The 16992-nt window shown below is 59.6% G+C and carries 13 protein-coding genes and 1 pseudogene; 8 read left to right on the top strand and 6 right to left on the bottom strand.

Features of this window, described 5'->3' with window-relative positions; genetic code table 11:
- Both ACESMW_RS16120 and ACESMW_RS16125 read right to left on the bottom strand, forming a co-directional pair.
- Positions 1–3320 (bottom strand): nitrate reductase subunit alpha (locus ACESMW_RS16120; protein ID WP_372988032.1); only part of this gene is annotated, 3320 nt, incomplete at its 3' end.
- A gap of 112 nt (positions 3321–3432) precedes the next feature.
- Entirely contained in the window at positions 3433–4701 is a 1269-nt protein-coding gene (locus tag ACESMW_RS16125; RefSeq protein WP_372988033.1) for an MFS transporter, read from the bottom strand.
- 187 nt (positions 4702–4888) lie between these two features.
- Here ACESMW_RS16125 and ACESMW_RS16130 point away from each other — a divergent pair, with 187 nt between their 5' ends.
- The 3 genes from ACESMW_RS16130 to ACESMW_RS16140 all read left to right on the top strand — a co-directional run bounded on the left by ACESMW_RS16130 (position 4889) and on the right by ACESMW_RS16140 (position 8042).
- Complete coding sequence (locus ACESMW_RS16130; protein ID WP_372988034.1) at positions 4889–6748, top strand: histidine kinase; 1860 nt, start codon at positions 4889–4891, stop codon at positions 6746–6748.
- Between the two features lie 16 nt (positions 6749–6764).
- Positions 6765–7421: a two-component system response regulator NarL gene (gene narL, locus ACESMW_RS16135; protein ID WP_372988035.1), complete on the top strand. Its 657-nt coding sequence runs from the start codon at positions 6765–6767 to the stop codon at positions 7419–7421.
- 117 nt (positions 7422–7538) lie between these two features.
- On the top strand, positions 7539–8042 hold the full coding sequence (locus ACESMW_RS16140) for an SCP2 domain-containing protein (protein WP_372988036.1): 504 nt from the start codon (positions 7539–7541) through the stop codon (positions 8040–8042).
- Between the two features lie 64 nt (positions 8043–8106).
- Here ACESMW_RS16140 and ACESMW_RS16145 read toward each other — a convergent pair whose 3' ends face one another.
- On the bottom strand, positions 8107–8232 hold the full coding sequence (locus ACESMW_RS16145; protein ID WP_372988037.1) for a hypothetical protein: 126 nt from the start codon (positions 8230–8232) through the stop codon (positions 8107–8109).
- Between the two features lie 406 nt (positions 8233–8638).
- Between ACESMW_RS16145 and ACESMW_RS16150 the strand changes: the two are divergent.
- A pseudogene (locus tag ACESMW_RS16150) lies at positions 8639–9179 on the top strand (2Fe-2S iron-sulfur cluster-binding protein).
- Between the two features lie 13 nt (positions 9180–9192).
- On the opposite strand, the gene ACESMW_RS16155 reads toward ACESMW_RS16150, so the two are convergent.
- Together ACESMW_RS16155 and ACESMW_RS16160 are read right to left on the bottom strand one after the other, a co-directional pair.
- Positions 9193–9396 (bottom strand): DUF2892 domain-containing protein, encoded by a 204-nt coding sequence (locus ACESMW_RS16155; RefSeq protein ID WP_092002002.1) that lies wholly within the window; start codon positions 9394–9396, stop codon positions 9193–9195.
- Between the two features lie 68 nt (positions 9397–9464).
- Positions 9465–9848 carry a DUF488 domain-containing protein gene (locus ACESMW_RS16160; protein WP_372988038.1) on the bottom strand — a complete coding sequence of 128 codons (384 nt, stop codon included), beginning with the start codon at positions 9846–9848 and terminating at the stop codon, positions 9465–9467.
- Positions 9849–10179: 331 nt separating this feature from the next.
- Between ACESMW_RS16160 and rnk the strand changes: the two genes are divergently transcribed.
- A complete protein-coding gene (gene rnk, locus ACESMW_RS16165; protein WP_372988039.1) occupies positions 10180–10566 on the top strand; it encodes a nucleoside diphosphate kinase regulator in 387 nt (128 codons plus the stop codon).
- Between the two features lie 13 nt (positions 10567–10579).
- On the opposite strand, the gene ACESMW_RS16170 is transcribed toward rnk, so the two are convergent.
- Positions 10580–11581, bottom strand: coding sequence for a YeiH family protein (locus ACESMW_RS16170; RefSeq protein WP_372988040.1), 1002 nt, complete (start codon positions 11579–11581; stop codon positions 10580–10582).
- Positions 11582–11829: 248 nt separating this feature from the next.
- On the opposite strand from ACESMW_RS16170, the gene ACESMW_RS16175 reads away from it, so the two are divergent.
- Genes ACESMW_RS16175 through ACESMW_RS16185 form a run of 3 tightly spaced genes read left to right on the top strand, consistent with a single transcriptional unit; the run spans position 11830 to position 16914 of the window.
- Positions 11830–12468 (top strand): TetR/AcrR family transcriptional regulator, encoded by a 639-nt coding sequence (locus tag ACESMW_RS16175; RefSeq protein ID WP_372988041.1) that lies wholly within the window; start codon positions 11830–11832, stop codon positions 12466–12468.
- Positions 12452–13825, top strand: coding sequence for an efflux RND transporter periplasmic adaptor subunit (locus ACESMW_RS16180; RefSeq protein WP_372988042.1), 1374 nt, complete (start codon positions 12452–12454; stop codon positions 13823–13825). Before ACESMW_RS16175 ends, ACESMW_RS16180 begins: the two co-directional genes overlap by 17 nt.
- Positions 13822–16914 (top strand): efflux RND transporter permease subunit, encoded by a 3093-nt coding sequence (locus tag ACESMW_RS16185; RefSeq protein ID WP_372988043.1) that lies wholly within the window; start codon positions 13822–13824, stop codon positions 16912–16914. Before ACESMW_RS16180 ends, ACESMW_RS16185 begins: the two co-directional genes overlap by 4 nt.
- The last annotated feature ends 78 nt before the right edge of the window (positions 16915–16992 follow it).

Below are 16992 nucleotides of genomic sequence, written 5' to 3' on the forward strand. Positions count from 1 at the left end.
AGCAGGTTGTCACTGTAGGTGCTGTGAATACCCCACTTCTGGTGCGGTGTGATCCAGTTCAGCGCTTTCTCCGGGTTACCGTTGCTGCGCTGGTTGATCATGCTGCCCACCGCCTTGGTGTTGATGGGCGGACGGTACACCAGCAGGCTCTCACCGAAGGCGCGCATCCACTCGTGGTCCTGGTAGAACTGCTGACGACCGGTCAGGGTGCGCCAGGGGATCAACTCATGGACGTTGGTGTAACCGGCGTTGTAGGACACGTGCTCGTCTTCCAGGCCAGACCAGGTCGGGCTGGAGATGATCTTGCGCGGCTGCGCCACGATGTCCCGGAAGCGGATCTTCTCTTCCTCTTTGTTGGTCGCCAGGTGGGTGTGATCCAGCCCGGTGATGTCGGACAACGCCTGCCAGGCCTTCACCGCCACCTGGCCGTTGGTTTCCGGAGCCAGGGTCAGAATCACTTCCGCCGCATCAATGGCACTTTCAATCTTCGGGCGGCCAGCGTTGGCACCCTCGATGTGGGTGTAGTTCAGATCCTTCAGGAAGTTGACTTCCTTTTCGGTGTTCCAGTTGATGCCCTTGCCACCATTGCCCAGCTTGTCCATCAGCGGACCGAGGGAGGTAAAGCGGGCATAGGTGTTCGGGTAATCCCGTTCCACGGTGATGAAATTGGGAGCGGTCTTGCCCGGAATGAGGTCGCACTCGCGCTTCTTCCAGTCCTTCACATCAAAGGCCTGACCCAGCTCCGCCGGCGCATCGTGCAGCAGCGGCAGGGTGACCACATCTTTTTCGACACCCAGGTGGCCTTCGGCGGCCTTTGAGAAGGACTTGGCAATGCCCTTGTAGATTTCCCAGTCACTGCGCGCTTCCCACGCCGGATCGGTGGCGGCAGTCAGCGGGTGGATGAACGGGTGCATGTCGGAGGTATTCAGGTCGTTCTTTTCGTACCAGGTGGCGGTCGGCAGAACGATGTCGGAATACAGACAAGTGGTGGACATCCGGAAATCCAGGGTCACCAGCAGGTCCAGCTTGCCTTCCGGCGCTTCGTCACGCCATTTGACTTCCTGGGGCTTGGCGCCACCTTCGTGGCCCAGATCCTTGCCCTGCAGGCCGCTCTTGGTGCCCAGCAGGTACTTGAGCATGTACTCATGGCCCTTACCGGAGGAACCCAGCAGGTTGGAACGCCAGATGAACAGGTTGCGCGGGCAGTTTTCCGGCGCCTCCGGATCTTCGCTGGCGAACGCCAGGGAGCCGTCCTTGAGGGACTGCGCTACGTAATCCGCCACTTCCATACCAGCCTTCTCCGCCTCGGCAGCAATGGTCAGCGGGTTGCGGTTCAGCTGCGGCGCGGACGGCAGCCAGCCCATGCGCTCGGCGCGCACGTTGTAGTCGATCAGGCTGCCACCGAATTTGGACTTGTCCGCCAGCGGCGAAAGGATCTCGTCCACACCCAGTTTCTCGTAGCGCCACTGGCCGGAGTGGGCATAGAAGAAGGAGGTAGAGTTCATGTGGCGCGGCGGACGCTGCCAGTCCAGACCAAACGCCAGCGGCTGCCAACCGGTCTGCGGACGCAGTTTTTCCTGGCCAACATAGTGGGCCCAGCCGCCACCGCTCTGGCCGATACAGCCACACATGATCAGCATGTTGATCAGGCCGCGGTAGTTCATGTCCATGTGGTACCAGTGGTTCATACCGGCACCCACGATCACCATGGAACGGCCCTTGGTCTTGTCGGCATTGTCGGCAAACTCACGGGCAATGCGGATCACTTTTTCGGCGGGGACGCCGGTGATCTTTTCCTGCCAGGCCGGGGTGTAGGGCTTCACTTCGTCATAGGACGTGGCGCCGTCATCCTCGCCCAGGCCACGGCTGATGCCGTAGTTGGCCACCATCAGGTCATAGACGGTGACCACACGACCCTCGGAACCATCCGCCAGCTTGACCTTGCGTGTACCCAGCTTGTGCTTGAGGATGTCCTTGATCTCAACGTGCTGGAAATGGTCGTGCTCGATACCACCGAAGTACGGGAAAGCGACATCGACGACTTCGTCGTGCTTCTCGACCATGGACAGCTGCAGGTTGACGTCGTTGTCCTTGGCGGTCTGCTTGAGGTTCCACTTGCCCTTCTCGCCCCAGCGGTAGCCGATGGAACCGTTCGGTGCGGTCAGCTCGCCAGTGCTTTCGTCAATGGCGATGGTCTTCCATTCCGGGTTGTTCTCTTCGCCCAGGCCATCCACCAGGTCACTGGCGCGCAGGAAACGGCCCGGCACGTAGCTGCCGTCGTCCTTTTCTTCCAGCATGACCAGGTACGGCATGTCGGTGTAGCGGCGCACGTAGTCGGTGAAGTACTCGCTGGGCTTGTCGACGTGGAATTCCTTGAGGATCACGTGGCCCATGGCCATGCCAAGGGCGGCATCGGTGCCCTGCTTCGGGTTCAGCCATTCGTCGGACAGCTTGGACACTTCCGCGTAGTCCGGGGTGATGGCCACGGTCTTGGTGCCCTTGTAGCGGACTTCGGTGAAGAAGTGGGCGTCCGGAGTCCGGGTCTGGGGTACGTTGGAACCCCAGGCGATGATGTAGCCGGAGTTGTACCAGTCTGCGGATTCCGGCACGTCGGTCTGCTCACCCCAGGTCTGCGGGGAGGCCGGCGGCAGGTCGCAATACCAGTCGTAGAAGCTCATGCAGACGCCACCGATCATGGACAGGTAGCGGCTGCCGGCAGCGTAGGACACCATGGACATGGCGGGAATCGGAGAGAAACCGATGATACGGTCCGGACCCACCTTCCTGGCGGTGTAGACGTTGGCAGCACCGATCAGCTCGTTGACCTCGTCCCAGCTGGAACGGACAAAACCACCCATGCCCCGGCGGGGCTTGTACTCGGCAGTTTTCTTCGGGTCCTCGACGATGGAGGCCCAGGCATCCACCGGATCCGTGTGCTCAACCCTGGCCGCACGCCAGAGTTTCATCAGATGCTTGCGCATCAGCGGGTACTTCAGGCGGTTGGCGCTGTACATGTACCAGGAGTAGCTGGCGCCACGGGGGCAGCCGCGAGGCTCGTGGTTGGGCAGATCCGGGCGGGTACGCGGGTAATCGGTCTGCTGGGTTTCCCAGGTGACCAGGCCGTTCTTGACGTAGATCTTCCAGCTGCAGGAGCCGGTGCAGTTCACGCCGTGGGTGGAGCGCACAATCTTGTCGTGCTGCCAGCGCTGACGGTAGCTGTTTTCCCAGTCACGGTTAACGTCATGGGTTTCGCCGTGGCCGTTGGCGAACGGCTCGCGCTTCTTCCTGAAGTAGTTCAGTTTATCGATCAAATGACTCATGGTCTCTCTCCGGATCGGTTTCCGATGTGAAACCATTGTGGAATAGAGAACCCCTGAAATCTGCGTGGTTACTACTACATAACCCGGTTCTACCACCCTGGTGGTAGGCGATCTATATCCCCGGGTGGAGAAGGCTCATACGCTCGTGCTGGCGGCTGTCCCGGGAAAACAGGAACAGGCAGCTGCACAGCAGAAGGAAGAGGATCATGAACACGGCGCTGCGGATACCCAGCCAGTGGTTCACGGCCCCGAAGACGACAGGCAGGACAAAGGCGACCAGACTGGCCGCTACCAGCAACAGGCCCGCTACAAATGCAGCGACCGACCGGTTGCCGAGAATGACCAGGCGCTGCAGGCTGCCCATGGCACACCCCAGGGCTACCCCCAGCAGCACCACAAACGCGCCTTCCATCATCAGCGGCAGGGCAAACTCCAGCCGGATGGTGTCATCCACCCCCCGGATGAAGAGCGTCATGGGAGGGTAGGACAGGACAAAAAGCGAGACCAGGCAAAGTAGCAATGACCGGCTGATTACCCGACCGCTGCCAAAACGGTCAGACAGCCCACCGCCGACAACCTGCGCCAGGGCACCGGGAATGACAAACCATTGGGCCAGACTGGCCCCCGTCTGCACCGGCAAATCGAACTGGGAAGCCAGGTAATCCGGCAGCCAGAGTGCCAGTGCAAAAAAACTGCCTGCCACCACGCCGAAATAGGCACACAGGTGCCAGGTCCGATGATGTCTGAGCTGGCGTAACAATATCCGTACCGAGGTTTCGCTCCCGGGCTCGGCCATGGAATCCTCGGAGGACGTCAGCAACATCAGCAACGCCAGGATCAGGAGCAGAACAATCAGGTAGGCGACCGGGACGCCATGCCAGGAAAATGCCTCATGGAATAACGGGACCAGATAATAATTGAATCCTGCCCCGGTCACTCCCGCTCCGAAGATACCCAGCACCAGGCCGAGCCTTCGGGGCTCACAATGACCGGTCACAAATTGCAGTCCGGCGCTGTAGAACCCACCCGCCAGGCCGAGGCCGCTGGCGACAACCAGATAACCGGTGTAGGTATCGGCGGTGAGCATGAAAACCATGCACAGGGCCAGGCCGGCCAGGCAGAACAGCATGATATTCCGGGCCCCAAACTTACGGGCCGCCAAACCGGCAGGCACCGCCAGCAACGCGCTCACGGCCATGGGTACCGCCAGCAGAATGCCGAACTGGAGGCTGGACAGTTCAAGCTCCGCCCTCAGATGCACCCCGGCCACCGCAAACAACGTCCAGCATCCGGCGGCCACGACAAAACCGAACAACGCCAGGGGCAGCACTACCCACAGCGACGCCAGCGTGTCGTCATCCGGATCCAATTGCACGGTCATAGCCTTAACCTTTGATAACCCAACTTTTAGTCTCATCTTTTGATCCGCAAGGGGTCAAAGACTATGATGGGTTACCAACTATCGGGGTAATTGACTATCCTCAAGGAGGTATCACGGACGATGAAGTGCGGTCATAATTGAGGCCCCCGCCAGCAAATTTTCGACGACGCGTCGTGCAACTGACAGCATGAAATCCAGAAGCCCCCTAGTTAACCGTATCGCCATCGTTGTTGGCGCCATTGTGCTGACCGCCGTCGTCAGCATGGCGACCACGCTCGCCGTATCCAAGAGCATCGAGGGCAACGCCACGGCCATCAACCTGGCCGGCGCACTCCGTATGGGAGCGTTCAACTTGCTGTCCCACGCGGCGGCAACCGGGTCACACAGGGAAGATGAGCAAGGCCTGGCCGGCATGATGGACGATTACGGCGAAAAACTCTCCAATGCTACCATCCTCCGGGCACTGCCCCAGGCTGTCGATCACCCGTTGAGCGCACAGTACCAGAGCATTCTCGATGCCTGGCGAGACGCACTGCGGCCAGCCCTGGAAAATCACCCCGCCGGTGCACCAATCACGCCGGCCATGCTCGACGCCGCCGAAAACTATGTGGCAGAAGTCGATACCATGGTGGGCATGCTCGAGCAGCGAACGGAAGCACGGATTGACCTGCTCCACCTGATCCAGATCATCAGCCTGGTGTTCTCCATCCTGATCGTGATTGCCCTGTTCCTGGACCTCAAGAACCGGGTGCTACGACCGCTGCGCAAGCTGGTGGGCATTGCCACAGCGGTGGGTGAACAGAACTTCTCCCACAAGGCCAAGCTGAAAGGCTCGGATGAACTGGCCCAGCTGGGACAGGCCTTTGACCAGATGACCAGCGAACTCGCCCTCACCTACTACGAGCTGGAAGAACGAGTCCGGTCCAAGACCGAGGAGCTGGAGAAGAGCCATTCTGCGCTCCAGCTGCTGCATTCCGCCAGTCGTGGCCTGTTTGCCAACCACGATCTGTGCAGTGGGGCTGTCCCCATGCTGCAGGATCTCGAGCAGTTACTGGGAATCGGGCCGATCAACCTCTACCTCCATGACCGGGAGTCTGCCGAACCGGTGAGAGCCGTCACCACGGCCACCAGGGAGCGCCCTTTCTATTGCCGGGACCACCACTGCAATGCCTGCCTGGTGACGCCCGAGGTCTACGATGACCTGCCGGTGGAAGAAAACGATGGCCGGCGCCTGCTGCTGCCCATCCGGACGCCGGGTATGCTGCTGGGCACCCTGGAAGTCTGGTACCCCAGTGAGAAAGGACTGTCCGAGACCGCCCGCCGGCTGCTAGAAACCCTGAGCGACCAACTGGCCACAGCTATCTACCTGGAGCGCCAGATCACCGAGGAGCAGCAACTGACCCTGGCCGAAGAGCGCACCGTGATCGCCCGGGAACTCCACGACTCCCTGGCCCAGTCCCTCTCCTACCTGAAAATGCAGGTAGCTCGCCTGCGACGCCTCAACATCGAGGGGCCCCAGAAGAAGGCCCACGACGGGATTCTGGACGAGCTCAGTACCGGCCTAAACAGTGCCTACCGGCAACTGCGGGAACTGCTGGCCACCTTCCGGCTGAAACTGGATACCCCGGATCTCGCCACCGCCCTGAAAAAAACCATTGACGAATTCAGTGAGCGGCTGGGCAAGCCGGTGGAACTCAATTACAACATTCCGCCCCAGACTCTGTCGCCGAATGAGGAGATTCATACCCTTCAGATCGTCCGGGAAGGGCTGGCCAATGCCGTCAAACACGCGGACGCCACGGAGATTTCGGTGGATGTGATGTTCGAATCTCCGCAGGTCAAGGCCCGGATCCGGGACAACGGCAAGGGCCTGCCCGGCGGCGACCAGCCAGTCAATCACTACGGCCTGATCATCATGCAGGACCGTGCCCGGACCCTGGGCGGACAGGTCCACGTGCAGAACCGGGATGAAGGCGGTGTGGACGTCACGCTAACATTCGTTCCCAAGAGCAGGAACCTGATTCCAACCGAAGTTTCCAGTGCCTGAACACAAGAGAGAGACCATGTCTGAATCACCCGCGAGTATTTTGCTGATCGACGACCACCCACTGCTGCGCCAGGGCATCAAGCAGCTGGTGGACATGGAAGACGACATGAAAGTGATCGGTGAGGCGAGCAATGCCGCCGATGGCATCCGCATGGCCACCGAGATGGAGCCGGACCTGATCCTCATGGACCTCAACATGCCGGAGATGGATGGCATCGAGGCCCTGAAGAAGCTGCGGGAACAGAATGTGAGCTCCCGCATCGTGATGTTCACCGTCTCCGACCAGGAAGATGACGTGGTCGCCGCCCTGCGCGCCGGTGCCGATGGCTACCTGCTCAAGGACATGGAACCCGAGGAAATGATTGCCCAGCTGCACCAGGCCGCTGTAGGCAAGATGGTGATCAGCGACCGCCTGACCACCCTGCTGGCCCAGGCGCTGCGCTCCAACAAGCCGCAACAGACCGCACGCCCGGACTTCGACAGCCTCACCCCCCGGGAAAAGGACATACTGCGCCTGATCGCCGAAGGCCTGTCCAACAAGATGATCGGCCGCAAACTCGACATCAGCGACGGCACCGTCAAGGTGCACGTCAAGCACCTGCTCAAGAAGCTCAACCTGCGCTCGCGGGTGGAAGTGGCCGTCTGGGCTGTAGAGGAAGGCCTGCACCGCTGAGAGGTCCCGAAGACGGGGTCAGATGAAAGCCTTCATCTGACCCCACCCCTGAGTTATATCAAAGCCCCCAAACCGAATTTCCCCTACTCTGCTCCCGAGCCAAAAACGGAGCCGACCATGCACCTCTCGTTACCCAAACCGCCAGCGTTCCCCGCAGACCACCCGCTAATCAACCAGTCCCTGGCAGTACTCCGGGAGTACCTCCCCTCTCCCATCCCGGTACTCGGTGCCATCGACCAGCGCATTCCCATGCCGGTCAAACAACTGGCAGCCGAGGCCCCACTGAATCGCCTGTTCGCCGAAGCCATAGCCGATGGCGAGTTTGATGATTTCGAAGGCCGGCGGATCTGCCTGGAACTGAATGGGGGTCAACCGGGCATGACCCTGGGTTTCTGGTCAGGCAGGCTGAGAGTCGTCCAGGGACCAGGAGAAGCCACCATCCGCGGCTCCCTGTCGGCATTCCGAACCCTCGCCGAGCGGCGCCATGACCCGGATCAGCTCTTCTTCCAACGTCGCCTGGTCATTGAGGGGGACACTGAGCTGGGCCTTGCGCTGAAGAACCTGCTGGATGGGCTGGAGTGGAATGTCAGCCTTCGGAGCATTCTGTTCCCGGCTGCCTGATTCAGCTCACAAAAGGCCTATGGTGGAGTGCGAAAGCGGTGGGCATTGCGCAAAAATCGAGGCATCACCGCGTTCGCTGAAGCCGGTCCAGTTCAACCTCCGCCCCATGCCGCGCCATTTTCTCCTGCAGCAACTGAACCGTAAGCGAAGACAGCTTGGCGTAGATCTCGAGCAGAGCATTGACCAGCACCGAAATTCACCTTTCGCTCCGATCACTGAACATGGTCACTGCTCACAATAATGCATAAAGGTTTACGGAAAATTGCCCGATGTCAGGAACCATCTGCTTGAGTTACCTGCGCCCCCTTCTGCGCTTCTCACGCTGCTGCTTTAGCTGATTGGATTTGCACTCATCGCTGACAAGGTCCAGCCACCTCAGGTGCTGCTCCCAGACCTTCTCTTTAATGTGTTCAGGCTTGTTGCAAGTCATCGCTATATCCCCATGTAGCCCCAAAATTGCTGAAATCCTCGACACTAAATACATTCATCTTTTTTATATGTTATTTTAAAAAAGGAGGACCTGTCACTCAACTGACGCAGATCGGAGCATCAACTGCTAAGATTTCGTTGATATATTTCTTTCAGGAGGGTGCAGTATGGCGAAATTCACCGTGCGCCTTTATCGCTACAATCCCGAACAGGATGAAGTGCCCTACAATCAGGACACCGAAGTCGACGAAGAGTTCCGGAACCGCATGGTTCTGGATGTCTTGGAACACCTCAAAACCCGCGATCCAACACTCTCGTTTCGTCGTTCCTGCCGGGAGGGTGTTTGCGGCTCTGACGGCCTCAGCATGAATGGCCGCAATGGTCTTGGCTGCATCACGAGAGTGGCGGATATTCTGGGCAAGAAAGACACACTGGAGATTCGCCCGTTACCGGGAATGCCCGTGATAAGGGATCTGGTGGTGGAATCCGGAGAAGTATATCGGTCCCTCGGGGCTGCTCCAGGCTTATCGGTTCCTCGTGGACTCACGCGACACCGCCACGACGGAGCGCCTGGCAAAGCTGGAGGATCCGTTCAGCGTGTTTCGCTGCCGCGGCATTGGCAACTGCACGGCGTACTGTCCCAAGGGGCTTAATCCCATGAAAGCCATTGGCCATATCAAAGCCATGCTGGTTCGGGAGCAGATCTGATGGTGCCTGGAGCTCAGCTAACCGGCTTTTCTTCCTTCAACCCCATTTTCTTCAGGATCACCATCGCCGGGCACCATTTGGTAAAGGCCGACTGGATCAGGTTAAGGGCAATAAACCCGGTAAACAGAAGCCAGTAAGGGCTTACATAATGGGCGAGCAGAATGGATATCAGCGTAAACACACCTGCCATCAGGCGAAGGCCTTCGTTGACTGTCATGACACACCTCCTTGAGAACATATAGGTACACCTTTATACCCAGCAGCCTGTTCACGCAATGATATGCGTCATTTTTCCCGACCGAAGGAACCGAAAAGCCCAGCCTGGATAAACTCCCGAAGGGCTGCAGCGTTATTGTGATCGGTGTCTTTCGCCGCAAATATCAGCGTGATGCGGTCATGTTTTTCCAGCAAGCTTTTGAGTTCTGCACGATCCTCGCTGGCATCGTCCGATTGCAGCTCTTTCAGGTAGCGCTCGCGAAACTCCGGCCATTTCTCCGGATCATGCCCGAACCACTTGCGCAGCTCGGTGGACGGTGCCAGCCCTTTCAGCCAGTGGGTGATGTCGGCTTCCTCTTTTGCAACGCCCCGCGGCCATATACGGTCCACAAGTACGCGCGGGCCGTCTGAGCGGGCGGGAGCCTCATAGGCTCTTTTCAGGCGGATATCCATGAGTTGAACTCCTGTGCTTGTCCACATCACAGGTAGCCATTGCCGGAACCTCAGGTCAAGGTGGACACTTGGCCTCTGTAAACAGGATTGCTTGCAAAACCCCGTTTGCTCTTTGCGGGAGGAACGGCTAGATTCATATGAAATCCTGCATATATCACCCGAGCCAGCTGATTTGGAAATCTTCCCCTCTCTGACTGTTTTCCGGAATGCCCCTCGTGGCAGATCCGGCCACACCACAGCGTTACTTTCCTGACGCTGGGTCCGCGCACACGCACGGCTCAGCACCAGCCCCCAAACTATCTCGGTTAATTCCCTTTTCCTGGAGGTCACTATGTCCGATTTGCCCGCTATCACTGTTGCCGAAGAGGATTACAATCGCCTTGCCACGCTGCTTGAGAAAACCACCGACCCCACCGGCGTTGCCGACGGACTGGAAGAAGAGCTCAGCCGTGCCGACTTGCGGCCTTTGTCCGAAATACCGGAAACCGTTGTAGTGATGAATTCGGTAGTTCTTTTCGAGGATCAGGATAGCGGAAAGCAACACAGGCTCGAGCTGGTCTATCCGCACCAGGCGGATGGCAGCCCCGACAAGATTTCCATCCTGGCGCCCGCCGGGGCTGCAATGATCGGCCTGAGTGTCGGAGACAGCATTGAATGGCCGGTGAAGGGTCGTAGCCCACTGCACCTGAAAGTGGTGCAAGTCACACGACCCGACTGAAAAGCCCGGTCATTCAAGTATCAGGGGTGTGACCACACCGCCCCCGACCATAAGCATTGCAAACAGGCAGAGGGCCAGCACAAAGGGCTTCACACCAAGGCTGCGCAATGCTTCGAGCCGGGTCTGATAGCCAAGTGCTGCCATGGGCCATGGTCATGGTCATGGCCAGCTGGCCACTCGTCACCAGCCCCTCCTGGACCACTTGTGGTATGGCGAGGACACTGTTCAAGCCCACGATCGCCAGAAAACCGAAAGCGAACCAGGGAATGACCAGCTGGTTGTTCCCGGGTTGGTCATCTGTGCTGTTCTTGCGGCGCCTGGTCCAAAGCTGCCCTACCACCAGAAGAAAGGGAACCAGCAACATAACCCGCACCAGTTTGACAATCACGGCATTGGTCAGTGCGTCGGTGCCGACTGCGCCGCCTGCAGCAACCACCTGAGCCACCTCATGGACTGTTGAACCGATGTAAACGCCGTACAGACCCTCATCCCAGCCCAGCAGGGGATAAAGTGCCGGATAGGTGAACATGGCAACCGTCCCGAACAACACCACTGTCGCCACGGCCATGGAAGCGGCGGCCGGTTTGGACCGTATTGCACTCTCGGTGGCCAGTACCGCCGCTGCTCCGCAAATGGCACTGCCGGCGCTTGTCAGTATGGCTGTGTCCCGGTCGAGCTTCAGCCATCGGGTTCCAAGCCAGTAACCGACGACAGTAACTGTGACGACGACCAGGGCATCGAGTATCACGACTCTGGCGCCCAGGGCCGTCAACTGCTGGACGGTAAGCGAGAAACCGAACAGGACAATACCGGTCCGGAGCAGCCATCGCGACGCAAACCCGAGGCCTTTTGCAACGTCGGTAATGCGCTTGCCTGCTATCGTATTACCCAGTACCAACCCGAGCAGAAGCGCGAATACCAGTGGCCCCAGCCCGGTCGCCTGGACCGCCGGCAGAGCGGCCAGGCCATAACCGGCTGCCGTCAACGCACTGCATAACATCAACCCCTTGAACATCATCAACTCCAAACTATTCAATCTATCGTTATTCTATTTCATCGCATCCTTATCCATTAAATTGCTTTTCTGCCTTTCTTTATCCGGATATATCGATATAGCGGTTGCATATACTCTCGAAAATGCCCTGTAGACAATTTCCCGACAGAACCGGGAAACAACCTCAGGAACACATACTCCAGGATTCTTGCAAAAACCGTTGCGTGCTCTCAGACTAAAGCAATTACTCACTTTCTTTTGGCATTACCATGTCAGCAAAATCAAAAGGCTCCAAACGCACCTACCAGAGCACCGAACTGCGCCAGTCCGCCACCATCGAGGCGGTCGTCCAGCTTTGTGCCGACCAGGACCCGGCCACCCTCACCACGGCCCGGATTGCCGATGAAGTGGGGCTGTCGCAGGGCGCCCTGTTCAAACATTTTCCCAACAAGAACCGGCTGTGGGAGTCGGTGGCTGGTTGGGTATCGGAACAACTGACGAGCCAGGTTTTCCGTGAAGCAGACCAGCATGAGCTCGCCGATCAGGCCCTGGAAGCCATGTTCCTGGCCCATGTGGGTTTTATCGCCCGGCACCCCGGCATTCCCCGCCTTATGCTGGGCGAGCTGCAAAAGCCCGGCAATGGCGCCGCCAAAACAATCATTCGCCAGACCCTCGCCCGCTACCGCAAGAAGGTGGTCGGACTGCTGGATCTCGGCATGCAACAGGGGCGCATAGCTCCCGGCATGGATACCGAAGGAGCGGCGGTGCTGTACCTGGGGGCCATTCAGGGGCTGGTGGTTCAGGGTATGGTCAGTGGCGAGATTGCTAACCTTGAGCAAGCGGCACCCCGAATTTTCAAACTTTACAGCGCCAGCTTCCAGGAGAAGCCCGATGACCCGGAAAAATAAACTGACTCTGGCTCTGGCCCTGATCGCCGGCATTGCCTTCGTGGTGATCATGGTCAAGCTGAAACAGCCGCCGGAACGGGCGGTGGCGCAGGCAGCCGCAACCCCGGTGCGGATAATGGAAGTCACACCCCGGGAATTCCGCACCGAAGCCCGGGGCTATGGCCAGGTGCTGCCGGCCCAGACCTGGAACGCGGTGGCCAATGTTGGCGGGCGGGTTATCTGGAAACACCCGGACCTGGAGAGCGGAAACCTGATCGCCGACGGTACCCGCCTGCTGGAGATCGACCCCACCCGTTATGAACTGGCCGAAGCCTCCGCCCAAGCGGATCTGGCCGGTATTGAAGCCGAGCTGCGTCAACTGGAACAGGAAGAGCGCAACACCGGTGAGTTGCTGAAGCTTGAAGAGCGCCGGCTGACACTGGCCAGGCGGGAACTGGACCGGGCAGAAACCCTGGTGGAGCGGGGCGCCCTGTCCCAAACCCGCTACGACGAGCAACAGCGGGGCACCCTGCAGCAGGAACAGGCGGTGCAGAGTCTGAGAAACCAGCTGAACCTGATTCCGGTCAGGCGGGATACCCTGGAAGCCCGAAAGGCCCGCACGGAATCAGCCCTGGCCAGTGCCCGGGAAGACCTGGAAGATACCCGTTTTGAAGCCCCCTGGGATCTGCGGGTCCATCAGGCCGAAATCGACACAGGTCAGCACGTCAGCCCCAGTCAGACTCTCTTTATTGCCGACGACATTACCCTCGCCGAGGCCACGGTGCAGCTGGAAGTGGCGGAGCTACGCCGGGTGCTGTCGCGACTGTCGGATCACAGCCTGCCGGAACCCACCCCGGGTGCGACCAACAACTTCACCGACTTCCATGACCTGTTACCCCTGGGCGAGCTGGAGGTACGGGTAACCCCCACCAACGTACCGGATGCCCACTGGTCCGGGGAGCTCACCCGGGTCACCAGCAGTCTCGACCCGGCCACACGCACTGTTCAGGCCGTCATTTCGGTGGAAGAACCTTACCGCAACTCCAATCCGCCAGCCCGGCCACCGCTGGTGCGCAACATGTTCGTGCAGGCCAGCATTGCCGCACCTACTCCCACTCCGGTTATCGTGATCCCGGCCAGCGCGGTTCACCAGGGCGTGGTGTACCTGGTTGATGAAGACAATCACCTGCAGCGCAGGGAAGTTACGGTCGGCTGGCAGCAGAGGGATCTGGCCGTTATCAGTGAAGGCCTGAATCCGGGGGACCGGCTGATTCTGGATGACCTTGTTCCCGCCATCGAAGGCACCCTGCTGAACCCAAAATCCGATGAGTCCACAGCACAATGGCTGCAGAAAATGGCCGCAGGAGAGCAGCCATGATCCGATGGTTCGCGGGCCATCCCACGGCGGGTAACTTGCTGCTTATTCTGATTCTGGCAGTGGGCCTGTTCGCCGCACCGAACCTGACCCGGGAGACCTTTCCGGACTATCTGCCGCCAGAAGTCAGCATCACTCTGGAATACCGGGGTGCTACCGCAGCGGATGTTGAAGAGGCCATCTGCCAGCGTCTGGGCGAGGCGCTACAGCGGGTGGACTACATGAAGGAAATCTCCTGCACGGCCCGGGACAATCAGGCCCAGACCATTGCCAGCATGGCGCCCCAGGGCGATATGGGCCGGTTTCTGGATGACATCCGCACCGAGATCGAAGCCCTGACCGACCTGCCCGAGGAGGCGGAAGATCCCATAATCCGCGAGTTGTACCGCACCAGTCTCGTAGCCGCCATTGCAGTATACGGGCCTATGAGCTTTTCCCACCTGGAGGCTTACACCAACCAGCTGGAGGACCGCTTGTTCGCCATGGAGGGCGTGGCCGATGTGATCCCCGTTGGCCTGTCCCAGCGCCAGTGGCACATTGAAGTCTCCCGGGACCTGCTGCGCCAGTATGGCCTGGGGGTGCGCGACATTGCCCGCGCCATCAGCAGCCAGAATCTGGACATGCCCCTCGGCAACATAGAAACCGACAGCCAGGATATCCAGCTTAGATTCGTGGATGAACGGCGCTCCCTGCAGGCCTTGGCCGAGCTTCCAATCATTGGTGGCGAAGCCGGTGCCGTGCTCACCCTGGGCGATCTCGCCACCATTACCGAAGCCCACGAACGGGAAGAGGAACGGGTGGACTTCAACGGCCAACGGGCCATCATTCTGGAAATTCACAAGAACCGCCACGACGATGCCCTGCGGGTAATGGATGCCCTGCAGGCTTTTGTTGACGAGGAAAAAGCCCGCCGTGGTGGCACCGTGAAACTGGAAATCACCCAGAACATGACGTCAATCGTCCGGGATCGCCTACAGATGCTGGTGGGCAACGGTATCACGGGCTTGCTGTTGGTGGGTCTGGTGATGGGATTGTTCTTCCGCCCCCGCCTCGCCTTCTGGGCGCTGTTCGGCCTGCCTGCCGCCTTTGCCGGTGCCTTTGTGGTGATGGCCCTCACCGGCCTGTCCCTGAACATGATTACCCTGGTGGCCCTGCTCATGGCCATCGGTATTGTCATGGACGACTCCGTGGTGGTCACCGATAACATTGCCCAGCGGGCCGCCGAAGGTAGCAGCCCGCTGGAGGCAGCGGTCAAAGGCACGCAGGAAATCCTGCCCGGGGTGTTGTCCTCCTTCCTGACCACGGTCTCGGTGTTCATCCCGCTGGCGTTTCTGGCCGGAGAGCTAGGCTCGGTGCTGGAGGTCTTGCCGGTGGTTCTGATTGCCGCCCTGGCCGCCTCGTTGATAGAAGCCTTCTGGATACTGCCCCACCACCTCAAAAGTGGCCTGGGCAACAAGCGCGAGAAAGCCCCGTCCCGTTTTCGCACGATCTTCGACAACGGCTTTGAAAAAGCCCGGGAGAAAGTGGGGCAGCTGGCCGACATTGCCATTCGTTTTCGTTACGGTGTACTGGCGGGCATGCTGCTGATACTCCTTGGCTCGGTGGGGTTGATGGCCGGCGGCCATATCCGCATGGAAGCCATGCCGGAAATAGACGGCGACGTACTGGAAGCCCGGATGCTGATGCCCCAGGGCACGCCCCTGCATCGGACTCAGGCCATTACTGAGCGCATCACTGCTGCCATGCTCAGGCTCAACGAGGAGTACGCGCCGGAACAGCCCGACCAGCAAGCCCTGGTGCAAAATATCCAGACCCGCTTCAATCAGCACGCCGGAGCCGGCGAGAAAGGCGCCCATGTGGCCACCGTGATGGCGGATTTGCTGACTGCGGAACTGCGTACCGTGGATCTCGCGACCCTCACCGACCGCTGGTACCAGGAAATCGGCGAGATCCCGGGGCTGATTGCCCTGAACATTCAGGAGCCCGGATTCGGGCCGGCCGGCATTCCCATCGAAGTCCGCCTGCAGGGCAGTGACCTGGATGAGCTGAAGGCCGCCGCGCGGTATCTGAGCGAGGAAGTCGCCAGTTATAACGGCACTTTCAACGTGCTGGATGATCTTCGCCCCGGCAAGCCCCAGCGCACACTATCACTGAACGAAAGCGCCCTGTCTCTGGGTTTGACGGCTGCTGAGGTGGCCAGCCAGATCCGCACCGGCCTGCTCGGGGATATCGTGGATACGGTACAGATCGGTGACCAGCACATTGAAATCCTGGTGCGCCAGACCAGCGCCGAACGCAACACCCGCCAGTTCCTGGAAGATACCGTGATCACCACCGGCAAGGGCCAGATGGTGCCGCTGCGGGAAGTGGCCACCATCACCGACGAACGTCAGTGGTCGCAGGTGACCCGGATTGACGGCCTGCGCACCGTCACCGTCTCCGCAGATGTGAATGGCCGGATAACCAACGCCGATGCCATCGTGGCCGATCTGCAGAGCCAGGTATTCCCGAAACTGCGTGAGCAATGGCCGGAGATCACCCTGCAGGTGGAAGGCCAGACCGCCCGCTCCCGGGAAACCGGCCAGTCCATCGCCCGGGGGCTGTTGATTGGTCTGCTGGGGATTTTCCTGATTCTATCGTTCCAGTTCCGCAGTTACCTGGAGCCGATCATTGTCATGCTGGCCATCCCGGTGGCCTTTATGGGGGCCGTCTGGGGCCATATGCTGATGGGCTACAACCTGTCCATGCCCTCGCTGATCGGCGCCGCCTCACTGGCCGGCATAGTGGTGAACAACGCCATTCTTTTGGTGCAGTTCATCAAGAGCTACCGGGAACAGGGCATGAGCGTACGGGAAGCCGCCGGTGCCGCCAGCCGCGCCCGCTTCCGGGCCATCCTGATTACCACCAGTACCACTGTAGCCGGCCTGCTGCCACTGCTGGCGGAAACCAGCACCCAGGCCATGGCGGTGATTCCGCTGGTGATATCGGTGGTGTTCGGCCTGCTGGTGTCAACCGTTTTGATACTGCTGGCGTTGCCGGCACTCTATGCCATCCTTGAAGATCTGGGGTGGGCCAAAAACGTAAAGCCCTGAACGAGAGAAGCCGGGATTGATTACCCGGTTTCCGAGTCACGCACCAACCAGATCCATCCCCGGCTTGCCATACCAGTA

This window comes from Marinobacter sp. (assembly GCF_041690455.1).
In the GTDB taxonomy this organism is placed as follows: Bacteria; Pseudomonadota; Gammaproteobacteria; order Pseudomonadales; family Oleiphilaceae; genus Marinobacter.

Excerpts from the sequence above, each read along its gene's own strand:
- ACESMW_RS16125 (WP_372988033.1), bottom strand. The coding sequence starts at position 4,701 with ATGACCGTGCAATTGGATCCGGATGACGACACGCTGGCGTCGCTGTGG.
- ACESMW_RS16130 (WP_372988034.1), top strand. The coding sequence starts at position 4,889 with ATGAAATCCAGAAGCCCCCTAGTTAACCGTATCGCCATCGTTGTTGGC.
- narL (WP_372988035.1), top strand. The coding sequence starts at position 6,765 with ATGTCTGAATCACCCGCGAGTATTTTGCTGATCGACGACCACCCACTG.
- ACESMW_RS16140 (WP_372988036.1), top strand. The coding sequence starts at position 7,539 with ATGCACCTCTCGTTACCCAAACCGCCAGCGTTCCCCGCAGACCACCCG.
- ACESMW_RS16155 (WP_092002002.1), bottom strand. The coding sequence starts at position 9,396 with ATGACAGTCAACGAAGGCCTTCGCCTGATGGCAGGTGTGTTTACGCTG.
- ACESMW_RS16160 (WP_372988038.1), bottom strand. The coding sequence starts at position 9,848 with ATGGATATCCGCCTGAAAAGAGCCTATGAGGCTCCCGCCCGCTCAGAC.
- rnk (WP_372988039.1), top strand. The coding sequence starts at position 10,180 with ATGTCCGATTTGCCCGCTATCACTGTTGCCGAAGAGGATTACAATCGC.
- ACESMW_RS16170 (WP_372988040.1), bottom strand. The coding sequence starts at position 11,581 with ATGTTCAAGGGGTTGATGTTATGCAGTGCGTTGACGGCAGCCGGTTAT.
- ACESMW_RS16175 (WP_372988041.1), top strand. The coding sequence starts at position 11,830 with ATGTCAGCAAAATCAAAAGGCTCCAAACGCACCTACCAGAGCACCGAA.
- ACESMW_RS16180 (WP_372988042.1), top strand. The coding sequence starts at position 12,452 with ATGACCCGGAAAAATAAACTGACTCTGGCTCTGGCCCTGATCGCCGGC.
- ACESMW_RS16185 (WP_372988043.1), top strand. The coding sequence starts at position 13,822 with ATGATCCGATGGTTCGCGGGCCATCCCACGGCGGGTAACTTGCTGCTT.